Source organism: Scytonema sp. NUACC21 (genome assembly GCF_054684315.1).
The window spans coordinates 24203-44658 of the sequence record NZ_BAAFZH010000064.1 but is presented as its reverse complement, the minus strand read 5'-3'; the positions used below and the strand labels follow the sequence as shown (position 1 = coordinate 44658).

18 protein-coding genes and 2 pseudogenes are annotated in these 20456 nt (G+C 41.9%); 9 read left to right on the top strand and 11 right to left on the bottom strand.

What is annotated here, in order from left to right; all coding sequences use genetic code 11:
• Window positions 1–38: 38 nt before the first annotated feature.
• The 4 genes from ACYRY3_RS10905 to ACYRY3_RS10890 form a co-directional block, all read right to left on the bottom strand.
• Window positions 39–377 carry a carbon dioxide-concentrating mechanism protein CcmK gene (locus tag ACYRY3_RS10905; RefSeq protein WP_460201696.1) on the bottom strand — a complete coding sequence of 113 codons (339 nt, stop codon included), beginning with the start codon at window positions 375–377 and terminating at the stop codon, window positions 39–41.
• A gap of 77 nt (window positions 378–454) precedes the next feature.
• A complete protein-coding gene (locus ACYRY3_RS10900; protein ID WP_460201694.1) occupies window positions 455–1864 on the bottom strand; it encodes an NAD(P)(+) transhydrogenase (Re/Si-specific) subunit beta in 1410 nt (469 codons plus the stop codon).
• 90 nt (window positions 1865–1954) lie between these two features.
• Window positions 1955–2245, bottom strand: a complete 291-nt coding sequence (locus ACYRY3_RS10895) for an NAD(P) transhydrogenase subunit alpha part 2 (RefSeq protein WP_460201693.1) — start codon at window positions 2243–2245, stop codon at window positions 1955–1957.
• A gap of 61 nt (window positions 2246–2306) precedes the next feature.
• Window positions 2307–3470, bottom strand: coding sequence for a Re/Si-specific NAD(P)(+) transhydrogenase subunit alpha (locus tag ACYRY3_RS10890; protein ID WP_460201692.1), 1164 nt, complete (start codon window positions 3468–3470; stop codon window positions 2307–2309).
• Window positions 3471–4361: 891 nt separating this feature from the next.
• On the opposite strand from ACYRY3_RS10890, the gene ACYRY3_RS10885 reads away from it, so the two are divergent.
• From ACYRY3_RS10885 to ACYRY3_RS10875, 3 genes and pseudogenes are all read left to right on the top strand, one after another.
• Entirely contained in the window at window positions 4362–4874 is a 513-nt protein-coding gene (locus ACYRY3_RS10885; RefSeq protein WP_460201691.1) for a DUF2808 domain-containing protein, read from the top strand.
• A gap of 157 nt (window positions 4875–5031) precedes the next feature.
• The gene (gene rpmH, locus ACYRY3_RS10880) at window positions 5032–5166 is read left to right on the top strand and encodes a 50S ribosomal protein L34 (protein WP_460201690.1); all 135 of its coding nucleotides are present in this window, start codon (window positions 5032–5034) and stop codon (window positions 5164–5166) included.
• A 143-nt stretch (window positions 5167–5309) separates the two neighbouring features.
• Window positions 5310–6470, top strand: a pseudogene (locus ACYRY3_RS10875) (iron uptake porin); the annotation flags it as partial.
• Between the two features lie 448 nt (window positions 6471–6918).
• Here ACYRY3_RS10875 and ACYRY3_RS10870 read toward each other — a convergent pair.
• From ACYRY3_RS10870 to ACYRY3_RS10860, 3 genes are all read right to left on the bottom strand, one after another.
• A complete protein-coding gene (locus ACYRY3_RS10870; protein WP_460201689.1) occupies window positions 6919–8646 on the bottom strand; it encodes an Rqc2 family fibronectin-binding protein in 1728 nt (575 codons plus the stop codon).
• Window positions 8647–8825: 179 nt separating this feature from the next.
• Window positions 8826–9548 (bottom strand): choice-of-anchor W domain-containing protein, encoded by a 723-nt coding sequence (locus ACYRY3_RS10865; protein WP_460201688.1) that lies wholly within the window; start codon window positions 9546–9548, stop codon window positions 8826–8828.
• A gap of 527 nt (window positions 9549–10075) precedes the next feature.
• Entirely contained in the window at window positions 10076–11377 is a 1302-nt protein-coding gene (locus tag ACYRY3_RS10860) for a glycosyltransferase family 4 protein (protein ID WP_460201687.1), read from the bottom strand.
• Between the two features lie 870 nt (window positions 11378–12247).
• Between ACYRY3_RS10860 and ACYRY3_RS10855 the strand changes: the two genes are divergently transcribed.
• Window positions 12248–12658: a hypothetical protein gene (locus ACYRY3_RS10855; protein WP_460201686.1), complete on the top strand. Its 411-nt coding sequence runs from the start codon at window positions 12248–12250 to the stop codon at window positions 12656–12658.
• A gap of 53 nt (window positions 12659–12711) precedes the next feature.
• On the opposite strand, the gene ACYRY3_RS10850 is transcribed toward ACYRY3_RS10855, so the two are convergent.
• A complete protein-coding gene (locus tag ACYRY3_RS10850; RefSeq protein ID WP_460201685.1) occupies window positions 12712–13200 on the bottom strand; it encodes an RNA recognition motif domain-containing protein in 489 nt (162 codons plus the stop codon).
• Window positions 13201–13215: 15 nt separating this feature from the next.
• Between ACYRY3_RS10850 and ACYRY3_RS10845 the strand changes: the two are divergent.
• Window positions 13216–13950 (top strand): annotated as a pseudogene (locus ACYRY3_RS10845) (7-carboxy-7-deazaguanine synthase QueE); the annotation flags it as partial.
• 301 nt (window positions 13951–14251) lie between these two features.
• Window positions 14252–15724: an esterase-like activity of phytase family protein gene (locus ACYRY3_RS10840; RefSeq protein WP_460201684.1), complete on the top strand. Its 1473-nt coding sequence runs from the start codon at window positions 14252–14254 to the stop codon at window positions 15722–15724.
• A gap of 78 nt (window positions 15725–15802) precedes the next feature.
• Here the strand turns inward: ACYRY3_RS10840 and ACYRY3_RS10835 are convergent, their stop codons facing one another.
• Both ACYRY3_RS10835 and ACYRY3_RS10830 read right to left on the bottom strand, forming a co-directional pair.
• The gene (locus ACYRY3_RS10835) at window positions 15803–16447 is read right to left on the bottom strand and encodes a DUF3318 domain-containing protein (protein WP_460201682.1); all 645 of its coding nucleotides are present in this window, start codon (window positions 16445–16447) and stop codon (window positions 15803–15805) included.
• A 75-nt stretch (window positions 16448–16522) separates the two neighbouring features.
• Complete coding sequence (locus tag ACYRY3_RS10830) at window positions 16523–17080, bottom strand: hypothetical protein (protein WP_460201681.1); 558 nt, start codon at window positions 17078–17080, stop codon at window positions 16523–16525.
• A 298-nt stretch (window positions 17081–17378) separates the two neighbouring features.
• Between ACYRY3_RS10830 and ACYRY3_RS10825 the strand changes: the two genes are divergently transcribed.
• The gene (locus ACYRY3_RS10825; protein WP_460201680.1) at window positions 17379–18419 is read left to right on the top strand and encodes an alpha/beta hydrolase; all 1041 of its coding nucleotides are present in this window, start codon (window positions 17379–17381) and stop codon (window positions 18417–18419) included.
• A 222-nt stretch (window positions 18420–18641) separates the two neighbouring features.
• Here ACYRY3_RS10825 and ACYRY3_RS10820 read toward each other — a convergent pair whose 3' ends face one another.
• Complete coding sequence (locus ACYRY3_RS10820) at window positions 18642–19736, bottom strand: hypothetical protein (protein WP_460201679.1); 1095 nt, start codon at window positions 19734–19736, stop codon at window positions 18642–18644.
• A gap of 290 nt (window positions 19737–20026) precedes the next feature.
• On the opposite strand from ACYRY3_RS10820, the gene ACYRY3_RS10815 reads away from it, so the two are divergent.
• Both ACYRY3_RS10815 and ACYRY3_RS10810 read left to right on the top strand, forming a co-directional pair.
• Complete coding sequence (locus ACYRY3_RS10815) at window positions 20027–20188, top strand: hypothetical protein (protein WP_460201678.1); 162 nt, start codon at window positions 20027–20029, stop codon at window positions 20186–20188.
• A complete protein-coding gene (locus ACYRY3_RS10810) occupies window positions 20163–20444 on the top strand; it encodes a cysteine peptidase family C39 domain-containing protein (protein ID WP_460201677.1) in 282 nt (93 codons plus the stop codon). The genes ACYRY3_RS10815 and ACYRY3_RS10810 overlap by 26 nt, the downstream gene beginning before the upstream one ends.
• Window positions 20445–20456: the final 12 nt, after the last annotated feature.

The window sequence follows — 20456 nt, the reverse complement described above, 5'->3', positions numbered from 1 at the left end:
GAAATTCCCCATTAATTGCTAAATTTCATCAGCTTTCATTAGACTGAGAGTGGGGGTGGAAACCGAATATCTGAACTAAACTGCGGAACATAGGCTGTCAGATGAATTGGTAAAGCGTGTTCTAAATTTTCATGGGGACGGGCAATAATGTGATAAGACAGTAACTCGCCACCATTAACTCGCCCAACCGCCTTTAATCCATTAGCAACGGCAACATTGACCTCACCAATTTCCCCCCGAATCAATACGGTAATTCGTCCGAGATCGGTATTTTCGTAACCCACAAGAGTGACACGAGCTGCTTTACACATAGCATCGCTGACTTCTACTGCTGTGGGAACACCGTAAACTTCTATCATGCCAAGTGCTAATGTCATAAGTCATTCAACAAAAAAGCTTGCCTAGTGAAACATCGTATCCTTGGCAAGCTTGTATTTTATCTGTTCAAAATTTTTTACAAATGCTTCACTTCGGCAACTAACTTCGCCACCATTTCTTTGGCACTACCAAAAAGCATAGTGGTTTTGTCCTTGTAGAACAACTCATTGTCTACACCAGCAAAACCAGCGCTCATACCGCGTTTGATCACAATTGTATGCTTTGCCTTATCTACCTCTAAAATAGGCATTCCATAAATTGGACTATTCGCATCACTTTGGGCTGCTGGGTTCACCACGTCATTAGCTCCAATCACCAGCGCCACATCTGTCTGGTCAAATTGGGGATTGATATCATCCATATCGTGGAGTTGCTCGTAAGGTACATTTGCCTCTGCCAGCAACACGTTCATATGACCGGGCATTCTACCAGCAACGGGATGAATTGCGTATTTCACCTCAACGCCCATACGTTCTAGCTGATCCGCTAACTCGCGGACGCTATGCTGTGCTTGCGCTACTGCCATTCCATAGCCGGGAACAATCACAACAGAACGAGCATAGCCCAACATCATTGCGCCTTCTTCTGGATCTATGCTGCGGACAGTTTTATCAATTGTACTCGTACTGCCAGCTGCACCAGCACTAGAGGCTCCACTCGTACCAAAAGCATCAAACAGCACGCTAATAAGCGAACGGTTCATTGCCTTACACATAATTTCGGTGAGGATGATTCCCGATGCTCCTACTAATGCACCGGAAATGATGAGCATATTGTTCATTACCACGAATCCAGCTGCGGCGGCGGCTAAACCTGAAAATGAGTTCAAAAGTGAAATCACCACAGGCATATCGCCACCACCAATGGGGATAACGAACATTACGCCCAGTACCAAGGAAACAACAACTATGCCTAAGAAGACGGCTAGGTTATGTGGTGCGGTGAGCAAGTAGGCACTACCAGCTACATATGCAAATAGGAGTAAGGCGTTTAGGGGTTTTTGCAAGGGAAATGTAATTGGAGCACCACTCATGATGCCTTGCAGTTTTGCAAAGGCAATCATACTCCCCGTAAAGGTGACACCACCAATTAATACATCCAACAGCATGGAGATATTGGCATCAAGGGAGACTGTTTGAGAAGTGCTCAATAACCGCCAAAATTCAGCAACAGCTACCAATGCTGAAGCTATACCTCCCAGCCCGTTAAGCAAACCCACCATTTGGGGCATATCCGTCATGTGGACTTTGTAAGCTGCGATCGCACCCAACACCGATCCAATTGCCAAGCCCAACAATATCATTTGGTAATTCAACACCTGTCGATCCAAAAGTGTTGCCACAATTGCTAACAGCATCCCTAACGCTGCAACAACATTACCCTGTCGTGCCGTAGCTGGCGAGCCCAACTTTTTTAGACCCAGAATAAATAAGGATGCAGCGACTAAATACGATAGCTGAATCCCAGTAGGAAGAAAATCGCTCATAATTCCATTATTTGTTAGTTGTTAGTTGATAGTAGTTAGTTGTTAGTGGTTAGTTGTTAAGAGTGATTAATAACCACTAACTAAAAACCACTAACCACTCGCCTTTTTCTTGAACATTTGCAACATCCGATCTGTGACGAGGAAGCCACCCACTACGTTAACGGTAGCCAGTACGACAGCAATCAAACCAAGAATGACTGAAAGATTCCACTCTTTAGCGCCAGAAGCCAATATTGCCCCAAGTACCGCGATACCGGAAATCGCATTTGAACCCGACATCAGGGGAGTGTGGAGGGTTGGTGGCACTTTGTTAATCACCTCAAATCCAACGAAAGATGCCAAAACAAATACAAACAGCGCTGCCATTAATGCTTCTGTCATTAGATAAAAAACTCCTTTTAGGGTTTGTTGTTGAGTTGTTTGCAAGAGCGATCGCTAACTACTAACCGTTAGCCATTGCCAAAGCTTTTAAAGCATCTCTGACTCGTTGGTTGCGAATTTCACCACCGTGGGTAATACAAGCCTCATTGATGATGTCGTCAGCAAAATTCACCTGCAAAGAGTTGTCTTTAATCAGCAGTTGGATGAGTGACGATAAGTTCTTGGAATACAATTGGCTGGAATGGACTGGCATGGATGATGGTAAGTTGATGGGACCAATAATTGTGATGCCATTCCATACAATGTCTTTACCCGGATCGGTACAAGCGCAGTTACCACCCTGTTCGGCAGCAAGATCCACTATCACTGAACCCGGTTTCATTTGTGCCACCATTTCTTCAGTTACCAGAAGTGGTGCCTTTTTACCTGGAACTTGAGCCGTGGTTATGACAACATCAGCGTTCTTAACGTGTTCGGTAACCACTTCTTGAGTGCGCTTTTTGCTCGCCTCGGTGATTTCTTTGGCATACCCTCCAGAAGCTGTTGTTTCTTCCTCGAGTTTAACTTCTACGAATTTTGCCCCCAAACTTTGTACTTCTTCTTTCACAGCTGGGCGGATATCAAATGCTTCTACGATTGCTCCCAAACGTCTTGCAGTTGCGATCGCTTGCAAACCAGCCACCCCTGCCCCCATAACAAATACTTTTGCGGGGGCTATAGTACCAGCGGCTGTTGTCAACATGGGAAAATACTTCGGCAATGCTGCAGCACCGATGAGCACAGCCTTATATCCTGCCACGGATGCCTGTGACGACAGAGCGTCCATACTTTGCGCTCTTGTTGTACGGGGAATCATCTCCATACTGATAGCAGTTATCTTGCGTTCTGCGAGTCGTTGAGCCGTAGATGGATTTCCTAATGGGTTGAGAAAACCGATCAGCACTGTCCCTTCTTTGAGCAAGTCAATTTCCGACCGTCCATCTTCGCGCTCTTGTGGTGGGCTGACTTTCAACAGAATATCTGCCCCACTCAACAACGTAACCGTATCAGATATAACTTTAGCTCCTGCTGCTTCATAGGCAGCATCAGAAAAGAAAGCTCGCTCACCTGCACCACTTTCTACCCAAACTTCCAAACCTTGTTTTACCAATTTGGCAACAATGTCAGGAATTAAGGCAACTCGACGCTCACAAACTTCAATTTCTTTAGCAACTGCTATTCTCATGCAATCTCCTTGCGAATAAATACCTAATTTTTCCAAGCTCTGAAATTTTTCTCATGAGGCTCTTGTTGAGCTTATTGAGTAGGGCGATAGCGATGAGCAATTACCTAGCAAACGTAACTTTAACCTTCGCTTTCGCACTTTTTTATTTATCCAGGTTAAGCCTCAATGTGTTTTTTGCAAGATATAGACTGAAGTTTGAAGGATAAAGTCTATTTCATCGCTAAATCTCTAGGCTAGAAAGCTCGACCCTCTTTCCTATTGTGAACTCCACGAACAGATTTTAGGTCTTGTCTGTGTGCTGTTACTTTCACTTGTCCTTTCACCCTTTATCCTTCATGACTTTTATAGGGTTCTCTATTGCCGATCCTAAATTGATCCCCAATTTTTGCGTCTTTCTCTTCAACTTCTTTTAGGTATTGAAAGATTTTCTTTATGTTTTTTTACATATCGCAATATTAATCAAATTCTTTTGAATAAAGTTATTCTCAAAGACCTTTTAAACTTCTGCTTTGAGTAAAAATTATTCTACTCAACTTAGCCCAAGTTAAATCTTAATGTCTCTATCAATAGCTGAACTTTTATCACAAAAAAAATATATTTATATATTTTTACATATTCAGCAATAGGAGCTAATGCTAACAGTGTTTTCACTTAAGTATAAAACTCCCCCTTCATAAATGTAATAAAACATACAAATATTCAGAGAACATTACCCACAAAAATACTTATATGGCACTTTTCTCATCATGTTACGTCCATTTTTTCAAAGTCAGTAGTAAAGTTTAGTTACAGAGTTGGTTAACAGGTAGTAGTGTCTTGTCCTGACCTTACTAACCGCTAACCACTAACCATTAACAAAAAACGGATTTTTGCCAGAGGAGCTCGATTGTGATGCGACGTTTACTTTCCGCTTTAGCCGTAGCTAGCTGTTTACTAGTTACTTTACCAGCCATAAGTTCGGCAGAGGGTTTGCCCGGATTCACGCTGTTTAGCGGTGTTAAAGGCGAAAATCAATTACCCTTTCGCTTAGATTTTGGCGGTCAAACCAATGGTTGGGATCGCTATCGCCTGCGAATTCCTAACAGAAAGATGAAAAGGGCAGTTGCTCAGATTGTGATCGGTTATCCTAATTATTTTAAAGGGAGTTTTGACCCTAAGAAGATGGAGATTCGGGTCAGAGGCAAAGAAGTTCCCTTATCTGAGGCGAAATGGGATAAGGAAAATCAGGTGATTGAACTGTTTCCCCAAGAGCCAATACCAGCCGGTAGTAATGTGGAAGTTGTTCTCTCTAACGTAAAAAACCCACCATCTGGAGGAATTTTTTATTTCAACTGCAGCGTTCAGTCCCCTGGTGATGTACCGCTCTCTCAATACCTCGGGACGTGGATTCTTAGCATCAGCTAATTTAAGTGTGGTTTCAGTTATCAGTAGAATTCGTCTGGCTTTATTCCAAAAGCTTGCTCCGTTACCATGACTGATAACTGTTCGCTGTTTTCGGGATATATGATAAAATTGTAAATTGTGACTTTTTTTATAAAAATCATCTAGAGAGGGCAAAAGTATGAAGAGAACCCTAGAGGGAACCAACCGTAAAAGAAAAAGAACATCTGGTTTTCGGGCAAGAATGCGAACTCCAGACGGGAGAAATGTCATTAAAGCAAGAAGAAGAAAGGGACGTTATCGTTTGACCGTTTAGAGCACTGCGACGCAATTCCCAAAGCTAAGTTAAGCTGTCATGCTTTTAACAAAGCATACAGCTAGGAGCTAGGCTACTGAAAGTGCGCTGGTTTTCTTAATGTTGAATGTTGAATCTTGAATGGCTTAGCTGTGGCATTGCCTAAGTTAGAAGCCAATCAATTTTCTACCACTACCAAACTGCAAGGGCAAGTTGTTGCTGCCATTACCGATGTTTTTGGAGGCGACACAGTTAACGATGTAGAGGTTAAAGATAACAATACAACTTTCGGGGCACGAACACGGGTAGAACTAGTAACTAGCTTCACTGGAGAAGATACTTTGTTTACCAGACTTCAGGCAAATAATATCGTTAACCCCGATCTGGGAACACCAGAAGGCAGTTTGTACTTTGCAGGTGATGATGGCAGTGCTGATGTTGTCCTGGATGCACTTTGGTACAAATTTCCCCTGACTAAAAGCACAGAGGTCATTGCGATCGCTAACGCTGGGGCGGCGGACGATATAACTACTACAGTCAACATCTTTGATGGCGATGGTTCATTTGGTGCTTTGTCCACTTTTGGCACGCGCAACCCTATTTACTATCAAATGGATGGTGCGGGATTGGGAATTACCCAAGCTTTCGGAGATACGGTGTCACTCTCTTTAGGATATTTGGGAAGTTCACCCAACGATCCCTCCCTTGGTAATGGTATATTTAACGGTCCTTACGGTGCCCTCGCACAACTTACCATTAAACCAAGCGATCGCTTTAGTATTGCCTTCACCTACATTAATGCCTACAACCAGGAAGTGGTAGCAGGAAGCACGCGGGCAAATCCAATATCGTTCTTCAACTCCAACTTTGACTTTGACGTAGATGGAGAACCTGACGAGTTAAACGTACCATTTTCCAGTAATTCCTACGGTCTACAAGCATCCCTTGGTTTGAGCGATAAATTTGTTTTAGGTGGCTGGGTTGGATACACCAACGCTCGTAACTTGTCCACACAGGGAGGAAGAATTGACCGTGGCGACCTTGACATTTGGAACTGGGCTGTCACGTTAGGATTCCCTGACCTTGGGAAGAAAGGTAATTTAGGGGGTATCATTTTTGGTATGGAACCTAAAGTAACTGGTTCCAGCATCGATCAACTGTCCACAGACACAGACACTTCATATCACATTGAAGCGTTCTACCAGTATCAAGTCAACGACAACATCACCATCACTCCCGGAGTTATCTGGCTGACGGCACCAGACCACAACAGTAACAACGATGATGTTATTATTGGTGCCATAAGAACGACTTTTAGTTTCTAAACCTGACAAAAAGACCAGCCTACCACAGCTGGTCTATTAAAATTTTCTTTGCGTTGTCTTTTCTAGAGAGTTAAACCCAAAATGTGCGTTCCCAAAGCGCACCGGGAAACTTTTCTTTACAAGATTGTAACAGCCTACACAGATTTTTAAGGCAATTTTATCAAAAAAAGATATACCAATAGAAAAATTGCTTCTATCTTTAAGAAGAATTCAATCATATGGTACATCACGATGAGGCAAATAACTAAATCAAAAACTTTTGTCCTTTGTCCTTAAATCTAATTACAAGGCAACTCTTAACAGGGAAGTCCCAGCAATAAATTCAGGGGCTTTAGACCGTTTGGTAAAGCACAGAAGACTTCTTTGTATTAAATTCTACAATTTTTCCTTCTGCCGTCTGCCCTCCGCCCTCTGGCTTTCTTCGATAAAAATGACCCTTGACCCTTGACTAATGACCACTAACTAACTGCGGTTGTCCCCAAATGACACGCTCCTGCTTGTAAATAGCAATTCCTGGTTTAGCTCCCTTAGGCTTGTAAACGTTCTTTGGTTGCGTATAGACAATTGGCACTTGGTCACTTTGACGGCTGCGACTATAATATGCTGCTAGATTAGCAACGTACTGTAAATCGCTTTCCTCTGGAACTGCACCTGGTTCCAAACGCAAAAGTACGTGGCTTCCTGGAATTTCTTGTGCATGAAACCATAAATCGTAATCATTGGCGACCCGAAATGTTAATTGGTCATTCTGGCGATTATTGCGACCAATTAAGACTTCAAAACCACTGGGAGTTTGGAAACGATGAAAATTAGTACTAGCTGCGTCAGTGGAACTGCGACGGCGATACTCCGAGTCTTCCAAATACTGCTGCTGAATCAGTTCCTCACGGATTTCTTCCAGGGCTTGTAAGTCCTCTGGTGTTTTGTAATTCTCTATCTGAGAAATCGCTGCTTCCACCTGCTCTAAATAATCAATTTCAGCATTGACCTCTAACAAAAGTGGTTCAACCGCAGAACGGGCGCGTTTGAGTTTTTGGTGCTGTTTGTACAGCCCCTGAGCATTTTGCACTGCATTTTTATCTGGTTCTAAGGCAATCTTCACGGGTTCGCCTGTTTCAAAATCAGGAAGGATAATCTCTTTCATCCCCACCTGCCATTCATGAAGATGCGCCATTAACAAATCAGCTTTTTGCCGATACTCATCCGCTTTCTCAGACTGCTGTAAGCGTTGCCTAAAAGTCGCAGCCTTCAGCCGCAATTTTTCCAAAATATTATTGAGTTTCTGATTCAACTGATGCCGCAGTTGAGAAAATGTTTGTAGATTAAACTGGTCAGTGTAATACTGATTGAGTACCTCTTGGACATTCTTAGCTGGTTTGAGAATACCCCAACCAAGGACAGTGTATCCGTCTTCTGTCCAAGCAGGTTCATACTTTTCACTTTCTAATCTTTGTAACCATTCACGCCAGTAATGAAACAGGCGCTGCCAATCTTCTGCTTTGAGGTGATCCGTCGAACTGTCTGAATCTATCTCTGATACCTGTAGCATGGACTGTAACAGTGAAGGAGAAAGCCCACGGTAGGTCTTGAGTAACTGACGTTTGATTGCTCCCGGCACTAAACTAACCCGTTCTTGCCAGCGTTCTTGAGATTCCGTTAAACTGGGCGTGGTAGCGGTAAGACGAGGTGGTTTTTCATACGGCTGTCCGGTCAGAATGGGACGAACACTCGATTGTTGTTGGTTGACTTGATGGGCGACCGTAATGATTGTGTTACTAGAATCGGTCAGAATAACATTGCTATATTTGCCCATAATTTCAACGTATAGGTGATACAAGGCGCTTTCTCCCGGACGACGGGCAAACTGCAAATCAACCACACGTTCCCAGGGGGCAATTGTCTCAATCGCTACCAGCGCCAAACCTCCTAACTGGTGTATCAGCTGTTGGCTGAAGGTAAAGGTATCTGGCGTTCTTGGTGGAGGTGCGCCAATGTGTAGGCGTGCAGCTTGGGCGTGCCAAGATATTTCCAGCCAACCCCGTTCTTTTATAGTCCGGAGTGCTATGGCAATGGTGTAGCTATTGCGCTGGTAGACCTGCTCTATACGCGATGGTAGCCAGTTAGCGCGGAGATCGCTACAAACAGCTGTAAGAGTTGTAAAGTCAAAGGTTTGCACAACGATTTGCCGTTTTAACAGTTATTAGCTACCAGTTGTCAGTTCTTCAGTTATTACTGTTTACTGAATTTACTGATTTGGTCATCTATATAGTCGTTGGTAAGTATAGCGCTATTAGCATATCAAATGCACGCCGAAAATTTGTACCCTCGGCGTGAATCTTTAAAGCAGGACTGTTGTTAAGCAGCTTTCTTTCTTCGACTGTAATCTATCAGAGCAACTGCTGCCAAAGCGATCGCACCAAATGTATCGGCTTCAGGTACGCTTGTTTTGGAAGAACCGCCAACTTTAAACTGATATGCCAGTTGAGAATTCCTTGGTGGAGTTGCATTCGATGCCCAAAATAATGATGTTTTGCCACTCAGCACGAAGGGATCGCTTATATTACTAATCTGTAGATAATCTACGTCTGAGGCAATACCCAGAGAAGAAGAGCCCAGGTCTTGAATTCCTGTACCGTTAAACGCTAAGTTAGTCAGTTGTAGAACACTATTATTTGATGCAAAGGTACGGATGAAAATGTCAGTCACCGGACCATTAAAAGCAGTACTGGAAAGAGTCTGACCATCAACAACGTATTTCACAGCACTTCCAGTGTATTCCAAGCTGAAGTCTACTGGCTGATTGTTACCCCAAGCATACTGTTGTTGCTCCACAGGCTGACCACCTTGCTTAATATCTTCATTAAGACTGAGTTCGTAAGTGGCAAGACCACCTAGATCCCCAATTCGTCCTTCAGCAACAAACTTTTCTGAAAATTGCCCCCGTTCGATGAGATTTTCAAAGTCTCTGTCTGTGAAATTTGAATCGTATTTGATTGTCAGGGCTTTTGCTGGGTTAGGTGCCGCAAATAATCCAAGGCTTACTAAACCTAAAATCAGAAGTAACGTGCGCTGAATCATAATATTTGTCTCAATAAACAATATGGTTTCCTGAGAATTACTGAATCACTACAGCTTTCAAGACTACTTTTACGTAAACTTTGCAAATAACGATAACCCCTGAAACTGACTATTTTTCCCAATCATGTAGGCAAAAATAACCTTATTCCAACACTAATAGTATCAACCCTCATTCAGTTCCAATCAAAGTTTATACTTAAAAAACGTCTTTGTGCTGGTATAAGATATTATTTGTATATTTTCCACGTTAAAACATGGCTTGTGATGTTGCCTGTAATTACTGAGATTTTTACGGAAAAATTAACTTTCTCATGAAATTATAAAGTTAATTCGGGAAATTACTGAAGTATCTGTATTCCCGGTTCATAATTATAATCATTTGAATACTTATAAAAAAACCTTATTCAGAAGAAATTGCTGAGAAATTGTTTAACGCAAAAGTCTATGGTCCAGAATCAGCTATTTTTAGGTGCCATCTCTCGACTATAGACTTTTGGTTACTTGCGACTTACAGTTCGAGAACAGTACTAACTCGCTAAAATCACTTCTTGCGGGACTTTCTCAGAAGCTTCTTGCAGTTTTTCCTCGGGAGTTACTTGTAAAATTTGAGTATAGAGTTGACCCAGTTGAGAAGCTACTCCATCCCAACTAAACTTGGTTTCAACTCGCTTTCTACCGCCTTCACCCAATTCATCGCGCAACTGTGGATTGTTGAGAATTCGGTCAATAGCAGCAGAGAAAGCGGCAACATTTTGTGGTGGTGCAAGTAAACCGGTTTCTTCTGGTATGACTGTAAATTGAAGCCCGCCTACATCACTCGCAATCACTGGTGTACCACTTGCCATAGCTTCGATCGCCACCAATCCAAAGGGTTCATAGTGACTGGGCACAACGCAAACATCTGCCGCAGCGTAGTAATATGGCAAAATGTCCTGACTTAGGCGACCTGGAAAGGTAGTGAAATCGGTCATACCCAACTCACTCACAATACTCTCAATGCGATCGCGTTCCATCCCGTCACTATGACCGGGACAGCTACCACCACCAATAATAAGTTGAAAATTATCTAAATTACGAACCTGAGACTCGCCCACTGCACGCACCAATGTTTCTATGCCCTTGCGTGGGTCAAAACGACCTACATACAACACAACTTTAGCTTCTTGGTCAATGCCCAATTTAGTCCTTGCTGCTTGTCGGTCAACACAACCAAACCGCCGAATGTCAGTACCACAAGGAATAATGCCGATACTACCTTTAGTGGACACCAGAGTTCGCATATGTTCCTTTTCCTGCGGACTCGTCGCCACAATTCGTTCAGATGTCTCCAAAACTTGTTTCTCTACTGCTAACCGAGTACTGGCTATCAGCGGAATCGTGTCTATTGTGTTGTATTTAACGACTCCCAGAGAGTGATAGGTATGCACCTGTTTACTCCCTTGAAGTTCCTTCAACTGCATCCCGACCCAACCCGAGAGCCAATAGTTTGTATGAACTAAGGGATATACATAGTTGTTTTCCTGCTGGAATTTGAGGAAATTATCCACAAATTCTGGCAAATACCCAAACAGATTATCCCGTGGCACAAATTCAACGGCACCAGCTTCTAACCGAATGGTTCGACAATTATGGCTGTGTTGTACTATTGTTTCTTGCTCTACGCTTACCTTACGGGTAAACATTTCAACCTGCCAGCCCAATTTAGCCAGTGCCTCTCCCACTTGGCGCACGTAAACGTTCTGTCCTCCAGCTTCTTCTTTCCCAATTTCAACCGCTGGGTCGCCATGAACTGAAATTAAGGCGATGCGTTGCTTAGTTCTAGAGTTCATAGTTTGTTGTGTTTTTCTTACGAAAGGTTTCCCGAATTTTTGAGTCTGACTCTAGCCTTTGACTTTCATGAAAATTTAATTGTTATTTATTTTAATTTAATATGAATACGTTTTTATACATCATCTGCTTGCAGAAGTACAATTTTTTATTTACGTATATCTATTTAAAATTTTTATACTTCACAAGATATATTTTTAGCTTATCTACTTGATAAATAAATCAAAATTCTGTTTTTATAATTACACCTATATATTTTTCGCTATGCTTTTATTCCATAATTTCACAATCTCTTTTTCAGCAAGAAACTTGACACAATAGTATTCTCAAACACCAAGATATTAATACTTCTTAACTCCATTCTAAAAGAAAAATACCAGTAATAGTTGGTAAAACACTCCTAAACTTCCCGTTTCCTGAGTTCTTAGAAAAACTTTTGACTTTTATGTATATGTATAAATTAATACTTAATTTATAATGACAAATAGTTTGTATTATTCTAAAGGTGTGTACCATATCACACCTTATTTCCCGTGTCGAATTTTATTCTGCCAAATATTAAAAAAACACATTTAAGCTACAGTTAAATGATGTATAAAAATGCAACCCTCCTATGGCAAGTATATTTTTGCCATAGGACTTAAGCCTGTAGAACTATGACACTAACCCTGGCTCAAAAATATACCTACCCTTAGAACGTCGGTTCAGTGTTCAATGCTCTAGCCCATTAAGGAATCAAAGGTAGTGACCTATTTAGACTAAATACGACCAATTTGAAGAGAGGAGATCGTTATTTAATGAAAAAGGCAGTTGCTTTGGGAAAATAACCTAAGACACCAGCTTTTGACATCAACTTAAAGTAAGACGCCCCTATGCAACTAGAATTTGTTCCTGTCGAAGAATTTTACTTTGCTCTCACCTTGGCAGTTCGGACAATGGAAGAGCTTGAAGACCCTGGTCTAGTCGAACAAGTGCGATCGCGACTGTTAGAAAAATGCGGTCAACCTTCTACTGTTGCTCCCGGCAAACAGAACACTTTCAACTACGTGTTCCGCGTCCAAGATATGGACATTAGCCCTGCATCTGAAGTTGTGGTTTCTATTTCTGACTGGCAAAACAAGCTGCGCCTGAGTAGCGACTATGGTTGGATGCTAGATTCAGAACGCAAGCCTATTCGCACAGAAAATTACAGCCAGCGATCGCTGTTTTCCCAACAGTTGCGATCGCACTTACAACAATGGTTACAAATTTCCCTAGATTCAACAACTGAGGGACAACCATAACCTTTTAAAAATTAAAAACCAATTTTTGATTTTTAATCTTTCTAGAGTGAGGATTAACTCGTAGCTTGTGCTGCCAGCATTTGCTTGAGTTTTTCCAACTCATTAGCCCACCGGGGATCTGGACGAATAGCATCATCTGTTGTAGCCGTTGCAGGAGCCGTTTCTCTAGCACCGCCACCACGACGAGACTTCTTAGAACTTTTCTCGCGACGGTTGCCACCCTCTTTTTGTGTGGGGGTTGGACGATCGCTACTCGCAGACTGACTTTGCGCTTTAGTTACTGGTTGTTGCTCCTCGCTGCCTTCTTCTCCTCCCTTAGTACGAGGTAAGGCTTTCTCTAACTTAATAGGGGATTCCTTGAACAAGAAGCCATTGTACTTTTCGATGATTTGATCTGCTTGCTCATCATTGTTTACCGTCAAGAAACCGAAGCCACGGCATTTACCTGTCTTCCGATCCTTAATCAGCTTAGTTGTGACCGCATCACCTTCAGCTGCAAAGACGGCTTGCAGTTCTTGACGGTCTATTTCTTCTTTGGGCAAAGTACCTATGTATAGGGGGAAGGACTGAATGTGGGAACGCGTCAGATTTTTATTCGCTTTGCTCTGTGTGACTTGCGTTGTCACTTCTGTGATAGCGCCCATACTTGGAATGCACCCGCCACCTGTAAAATAGAGCAAACCCCTGGATTACGCGACTTTGAAACTTACTCTAATCCCGTTCCACTACCGATGTTACTCAAGTGGGTTGAGCGGCTAGATGTACCTTTTATACACGATACCATCAGCTTGACTGGTGGCGAACCACTTCTTCATGCACCATTTTTGCTGGAATTCCTGCCCCAAGTACGTTCTGTCACAAATTTGCCGATCTACTTAGAGTCTGGCGGGCATCGCCCAAAACAATTAGCCACAATTTTACCTTATTTAGATTCTGTAGGGATGGATTTTAAATTACCTAGTACTAGTGGCGAAAGTTACTGGCAAGAACACGCCGAATTTCTCCAACTCTGTTATACGTCAAAAGTGGAAGTTTTTGTCAAGATAATTGTTTCTCACACCACCGATCCTTCTGAATTAGAACGTTCGGCTGAGTTAGTTGCATCTATCAATCCGTCAATCCCAGTCTTTCTACAACCTGTCACTCCTTTGGACGCCTCCCTGACCTTGACCGATAAACCTCAACTTGCGCCTTCCCCAGATCGAGTTTTAAATTGGCAAGCTTTGATGAAGCGTTTTGTTAAACAAGCCCGTGTGGTGCCTCAGACTCACAAAATGCTTAATCAGCTTTAGTTAGTGGTTAGTGGTTAGTGGGCAGTGCCCACCCTACGTCTAAGTAGTTGGGCAGAATTAAATATAACTATGTTGAGAGCTATTAGCCTTTGCTCAAAACAAATGACAAATGACAAATGACAAAGGACAAAGGACAAAGGACAAAGGACAAATGACAACTTAACCCAATTCATGAAGATACTGTCAAGCAGGAACTCTAGTTTGTAAATTTTTGATGTTACACTCAACACATATTTAACACTTAACCTGTTCTTAATACGGAAGTCAGATGCTAGGAAAAGCAATTCCCTAATCCTTAACCATGATTCAAAGAAAACATCTACTTTCCGTAATAACCAGCTCCCTCATTATGTCTGCTGTCAGTGTTATGGGGTTTACACCATCAGCACGCGGTATCTCCCTTGCCAATAATCTTGCCCTTCCCGGTGAAGGTACGGATTTATTCCCGTTTGCAGGCAATAGTGCCAATATTAATCGTTTGGGGTATTTCTCGGATCTCTACTACGATCGCGGTAACAATGTGTACTATGCTCTGGGCGATCGCGGTCCGGGTGGCGGAGTGCTGTCCTACCAAACACGGGTACAAAAATTTACTTTAGATGTGAACCCAAACACTGGAGCCATATCTAACTTTAAGATACTAGAGACAATTTTATTTACTAAGGATGGTCAAAATTTTAACGGATTGAACCCAGAAAAGCTCAACGGTGATGCGGGAAACCTGGGTCTCAGTTTCGATCCGGAAGGATTTGCCATTGCTCCCAACGGCAATTTCTACATTTCTGATGAATACGGACCGTCGGTATACGAATTTAAACCTGATGGTTCTTTTGTGAGGGCATTTGCAACACCACAAAATCTCCTTCCTAAAGAAGCTGATGGCGATCTCAACTTTGTGGATGGTCGTCCAACCATTACCACTGGTCGTCAGGATAACAGAGGATTTGAAGGGTTAACTCTCAGCCCAGATGCTAAAAAACTCTATGCTTTGCTGCAAGATCCTCTAGTTAATGAGGGTTCGCCAGATGGAAGGCGCAGCCAGAATTTAAGGCTAGTAGAATTTGATACAGCTACGGGACAAAGTAAGGCTCAGTACATTTATCAAGTCGAAAGCCTTACAAGTATTAATGAGCGAATTCCCGGAACAGATGATGATTTTGGAGCAAACTCTCAAGGACGTAATATTGGTATCAGTGCTATTACAGCCCTCAATGACAAAGAATTCTTAGTGCTAGAAAGAGATAATCGCGGGTTTGGAGTGGAAGACCCATTAGGGGAAGCACCTGTTGGCAGCAAACGAATTTACAAGATTAACCTGACGGGCGCAACAGATGTAAGCGGTATTAGTTTGGCAGGAAACAACACTTTACCAACAGATGTCAAATCAGTTGGTAAAACTTTATTTTTAGATATTGCCGAATCTCTGAAGGCGACTGGGGCACCAATACCAGAAAAGTTTGAGGGTTTGGCGATCGGTTCCCAACTCAGTGATGGTTCCTATGCGCTTTTATTGGGGACTGATAATGACTTTAGCGTCACCCAAAATGATGACGATATTCAATTTGACGTTTGTACTAACGGTACCCAAGTCCCAATTGACAGTGGCTGTCCTAATGGTAGTTCTCTAATTCCTGCGTACCTCTATTCATTTAAGGTAAGTGCTTCTGAATTGGGCGAATTTATTCCACCCCAAAAGGTACCCGAACCAACAGCAACTGCTGGGCTGATGTTGCTTGGTTTAAGTAGTTTATTCTTGAAGCGGCACAAACAGTAACTAGAGAGTGGTAATCAGCAATCAGCAATCAGTAAGTTCTTTGGAAGGATGAACTGATAACTGATGACTGATTACTGTCTAAAATGCGCCTTCTTCTATATTTTTGGATTTTGACCTTGCTTTGTTTGCACTGCGCTTGAGGGCGGAAAGCCTTGCTTCATACTTAGACCGCTGGCGCTTGCTAGGAGTTGTGTCAATCAAAGTTTTCAAAGCACTACCCAAACTCTTATAAGCGTTGGGAAGACTGTAACCAAAGCGAGTTGCTAAAGCGATCGCCTTCTCATCAGCTTCCACTAATTCTTTGAATTGCTTTTCGCCATTATTTTTTTGGTACAGTCGCCAGCCTGAGACGCCACACAAAGCCAAAGCTAGTACCAGCAATAATCCATCCTGAACCCACAACTCCCCTACAGCACCGCCCAAACCAATTGCTAAGGCTGCCATTTCCCAACCGTCTTTGGGAATAGTGTCATTTTGAATGCGAGCGACTTCATGCCAGAACAGCAAGTTACGCTGATCCATAGCAAGATTATCCCATTTTGCCAGGTCAATTTGAATTTCTACCTGGTCTTTACCAATTTCTTCACTGCGGATGAGGGGTGGATTTACCTCGGTTGTACCTTCAACTGTAACCCAGCTTTGCAATTCTGGCGGTAACAACCCTTTTAATCGCCTAAGTTCACTCATTTCTGCTTTAGCAGTAGAGGTTGCATAAGATGTCATATTATCCAGCTCTGGAAAACTTCAGTATATAGAGAGTATCACTTTGGAGTATAGCTATTTCATTAGCAAATCGGCTCACTCGTTAGGAAAACTTCCACGTTTCTTGCGGGCTTCCATTGCCTTTTCTAACAAATCTAGCAATCCGGGAGCCTGTTCTTGAATGCTGAGTAAAATTCTCTCTCCAATTTCTACGTTTCCAGGATCTTGACCCGTTTCCATCACCTCTGTTAAACGGGGCATAGCTACAGTGTCTACAAGTTGGATTAACCCGTGCAAACAACGGTTGAACTGTTTTTCTGTCAGGATGGAGTCCTCTAAAGGAAACTCAATAATGGCACGGATTTCACCATCTGAGGGGTCGTACTCCCACTGCAGCATTTTCGTTTCCCAGGAAATAGAAAGCATCGTTTGCAGTATAGCTGCTTTGTGGGGATGGTCTTGTATTCCCGATAGTACTTGAGGTGCAAAGAGGCGGAAGAACCTACCTTCTTCATCGAGTTGGACAACAATTAAGAAGTCTTCTAGATTATCACTTTCTACACCTGTAATAATACGGTCATCTTCTTCGTCAATACGGTATTCCCAACCAAGGTTGTTCAAGTACTTGGCGATTTGTTGGACATTTGCTGCCATAAAGCCTCATAAGTTTAAATGGAGCCTTTGTTACCAGACCTAGTTTAACCTGCCAAGGTTAAGACTTGGAAATCTTGTGCTACCTTCTGATTTCTTGGCTTCTGTTATCTACGCACCAATATTGGTCAAAAAAATGACAATAATATGACACAAATGAATTACTCACCTCATCCATATACCCCCAATCAACTCTTTTTCTAAGGGCGCAAAACCGCCGCGCCTCTACTAATCCATCTGACAGTAGATTTAAATTAGATAGTTTTTTACTTAAATAAAAACTGTCCTAATATGCATAGATATGTCGAATATATCTGATTATATCACTACAACAGCAACCATTATTGAACAAGCGAAATTCCTAGAAGATAACCTACCAATCAAAAATAATGCTTGTCGCTCAAAATTCTTTTTCCACCCTCATCCCACTTCAAAGGTTTGTCTGTTTTTCCACGGATTTACCGCTGGACCTTATCAGTTTGAACCATTGGGAAAAGTATTGTTTGACGCAGGTTACAATGTTTTAGTTCCATTGCAACCCGGTCATGGGGTAGCAGGGGATTGGAATGGAAATAACCCACCTCCCCTTCCTATAGAACGGGAAATCTATCAAGAATTCGCACTTTCTTGGTTAGAAGTTGCACGAACTTTAGGACAGGAAGTCATCGTAGGAGGACTATCAACTGGCGGAAATTTGGCAGCTTGGTTAGCCCTAGAATATCCCAAACAGATTGATAAAGCTCTACTATTTGCCCCTTATATTAGTGGAAATAATTCAATAGTCGATTTAATTGTAGAAGTCCTGCCAATTTATTATGAATGGTTGAATAAAGATAATCCTGGCAATTTTGGTTACGATGGCTTTCGCATTCCTGCATTGCGACTTTTTTTAGATATGGGTCAAGAAATGCTTGAGAAAGTGAAAAATCATCCAGTAGCTGCAATGTTTGTGATTTTTGCTAAAAGCGATCGCACCATCAATCACAATTATTTACAAAATTTGTTTGAAACTACACTCAAATATCAACCTAAATCCTGGTATTTTTCCTTCGAGGAAATTTTTGAAATTCCACATACCATGATGACTGAAGCTGAAGGTAATAAATATATAGGCTTGCTCATTACCTTAGCTAAAGCTTATATTGAAAGCGATATTACTTGGGCTGAGTTGATGGAAATTGGTTATCAGATACTGCAAGGAAAAACTTTTGAGTCTGCTGTGGAAAAGCTAAATTTAGCTCAAAGGGTTTCTCCAGATTTGTCTGTTATGCTAGCGGTGATGGAGAAAAAGATAATTATCCACAAAGGAAGGTTTGACCCCACCCTAGCCCTCCCCTTATAACGGACGAAGGTTTCACCCCTCCCTAGCCCTCCCCTTATAAAGGGGAGGGAACTGGATATGCGATTTCCCTCCTGATAACGGACTAAGGTTTCACCCCTCCCTAGCCCTCTTATAAAGGGGAGGGAACTGGATATGCGATTTCCCCCCTTTATAAGGGGGGATTAAGGGGGGTAAATTCAACTTGTACACCACCACGGTAGCCTATCTGAAAAATGTGATAAATTATTTTATAATTCCATTTTCTAACTGATAGATAGCTGCCATAATTCCATTTTCAGGGTTCTCAAGCAGTGAATCTTTTACTAAGTTCAAATAATCTAGAATAGCTTGCCTGAGAATTGGTCTATTGACATTAACTGTGTGATGGTAATCCCACAAATCCCAAATAATAATACCTACACCGACTATAGGATCTAAAAACTCTGCTCCTATCTTGGCAGCAACAGCACCCCCAGTTTTCGCAGCAACTTTTGCTCCTGCTTTTCCAGCAAAAGATACAGCCAATTTACTTCCTACCTTTGCCACAGCAGGAATTGCAGCTTTAGCAAGTAGATAACTACCTCCACCTATCAATGTCTTCAATGATAAGTTAGAAATAATTCCTTCACTATTAGTAATAGTGAAAGCGATATCATTTAGATAGCGTTCCCAATCTCCTTGAGGAATCTTGTAACTACTTTGAATACTAGAAATGCTGTTTTCTAATTCTGCAAGATACCAATTAACTGTGTCTCTTGTGATACCCTCAAGTTCAAATTGTGCAATTTTAGGTCTTAAAACCCGTTTGGCAAATTCAATTTGAAAGTCTTCAGTTAATTTTTCTGCAACTACCTGCTCTGGAGTCGGATTATTTGTATCTATCTGGTGCGCCACAGCAGAAGATAACCATATAAAAGGAGCGCTAAACTCAAGTTTTTTTTGATTGAAGTAATTAAAATACCAATCGAGAAAACTACTATCAACATTAGCCATCAATTCATCAACCCACTTATCTAATCTTTTTGAGGCAAAACTTTTTGCTTCGCGATCTGCATTTTTGATAGCAGCGACAATATCTTGGTTGATTTGATTCAGTGGCTGTTGCGTTCTTTCAATCACAACTTCACTCTTATTGGTGCTAACAGGGTCGCTTAAATGTTTTGGTAAGGAGCTAGATATAAACCCTCTGCCTAGCAGTGGAATAAGAACAATGAGAATAACAGCAGCCCATATAAAAGGAGCCACTGACTTAATGAATTGACTCAAAGCTTGAATTCTTTCGGTCTTTTCCGAGTAAGTTGCTTTATCGTCATTATTCTGAATTGGTTCTTGACTCATAGTATCTTTTGGTTAAAAGCGAACGTAGATTGGAAAAGGATAAAGGATAAAAATTTCTTGAGCTACAAAGAGTAATGCTCTTCTACAGTCACAAGCAGCGTTAAGATATAAACATTATCTATCAGTTTAAGACTGTTAAAAATTTCTTCATGAAAACCGCACCTCAAGTAACTGCTGAGCAGGCACAAGCAACCGTCAATCAGTATATTAGCGATTACTTGCCCGATCGCTTCACTGCAGATTAAGCTCAACTCTCCGTTACAGGTGAGGTATGGCAAGTTCCAATAATTTTGGCTTATCCAGGAATTGGTTCGTTAGGACAGGTGGGAGAAGTACTTGTTAATACCTCATCAGAAGTTATTCTTTCATACACCCCTTTTGATGAAATAAAGCAGACAGGGCAAAAGCTCTACGAAGCAAACCAGGATGCCATCCAAACTCATTTTTTATAGGCATAGAACTGTTAAGTGTACTCTTTCCATTGGCGAACTCATTGCTCAACTAGAAGTTGATGTGTATCCAATTGTGTTTGTCAATTTGCTACCTATTGATGGAGTAAAAGTTGCACACGCAATGATTGTTGTTGCGATCGCGCAAGGAATGGTGACAGTATATGACCCACTTCAAGGAGAACGAAATTTACCTCGTTCAACATTTGATGCTGCTTGGGCAATGATGCACAACTTAGCAATTTTGGTGCAACGCTAGGTAATTTGGTTG

Bases quoted from the DNA above. Each gene is read 5' to 3' on its own strand.
- ACYRY3_RS10820 (WP_460201679.1), bottom strand. From the start codon at position 19,736: ATGAGTCAAGAACCAATTCAGAATAATGACGATAAAGCAACTTACTCG.
- ACYRY3_RS10865 (WP_460201688.1), bottom strand. From the start codon at position 9,548: ATGATTCAGCGCACGTTACTTCTGATTTTAGGTTTAGTAAGCCTTGGA.
- ACYRY3_RS10885 (WP_460201691.1), top strand. From the start codon at position 4,362: ATGCGACGTTTACTTTCCGCTTTAGCCGTAGCTAGCTGTTTACTAGTT.
- ACYRY3_RS10855 (WP_460201686.1), top strand. From the start codon at position 12,248: ATGCAACTAGAATTTGTTCCTGTCGAAGAATTTTACTTTGCTCTCACC.
- ACYRY3_RS10830 (WP_460201681.1), bottom strand. From the start codon at position 17,080: ATGGCAGCAAATGTCCAACAAATCGCCAAGTACTTGAACAACCTTGGT.
- ACYRY3_RS10835 (WP_460201682.1), bottom strand. From the start codon at position 16,447: ATGACATCTTATGCAACCTCTACTGCTAAAGCAGAAATGAGTGAACTT.
- ACYRY3_RS10900 (WP_460201694.1), bottom strand. From the start codon at position 1,864: ATGAGCGATTTTCTTCCTACTGGGATTCAGCTATCGTATTTAGTCGCT.
- ACYRY3_RS10890 (WP_460201692.1), bottom strand. From the start codon at position 3,470: ATGAGAATAGCAGTTGCTAAAGAAATTGAAGTTTGTGAGCGTCGAGTT.
- ACYRY3_RS10860 (WP_460201687.1), bottom strand. From the start codon at position 11,377: ATGAACTCTAGAACTAAGCAACGCATCGCCTTAATTTCAGTTCATGGC.
- ACYRY3_RS10810 (WP_460201677.1), top strand. From the start codon at position 20,163: ATGCCATCCAAACTCATTTTTTATAGGCATAGAACTGTTAAGTGTACT.
- ACYRY3_RS10825 (WP_460201680.1), top strand. From the start codon at position 17,379: ATGTCGAATATATCTGATTATATCACTACAACAGCAACCATTATTGAA.
- ACYRY3_RS10895 (WP_460201693.1), bottom strand. From the start codon at position 2,245: ATGACAGAAGCATTAATGGCAGCGCTGTTTGTATTTGTTTTGGCATCT.
- ACYRY3_RS10905 (WP_460201696.1), bottom strand. From the start codon at position 377: ATGACATTAGCACTTGGCATGATAGAAGTTTACGGTGTTCCCACAGCA.
- rpmH (WP_460201690.1), top strand. From the start codon at position 5,032: ATGAAGAGAACCCTAGAGGGAACCAACCGTAAAAGAAAAAGAACATCT.
- ACYRY3_RS10840 (WP_460201684.1), top strand. From the start codon at position 14,252: ATGATTCAAAGAAAACATCTACTTTCCGTAATAACCAGCTCCCTCATT.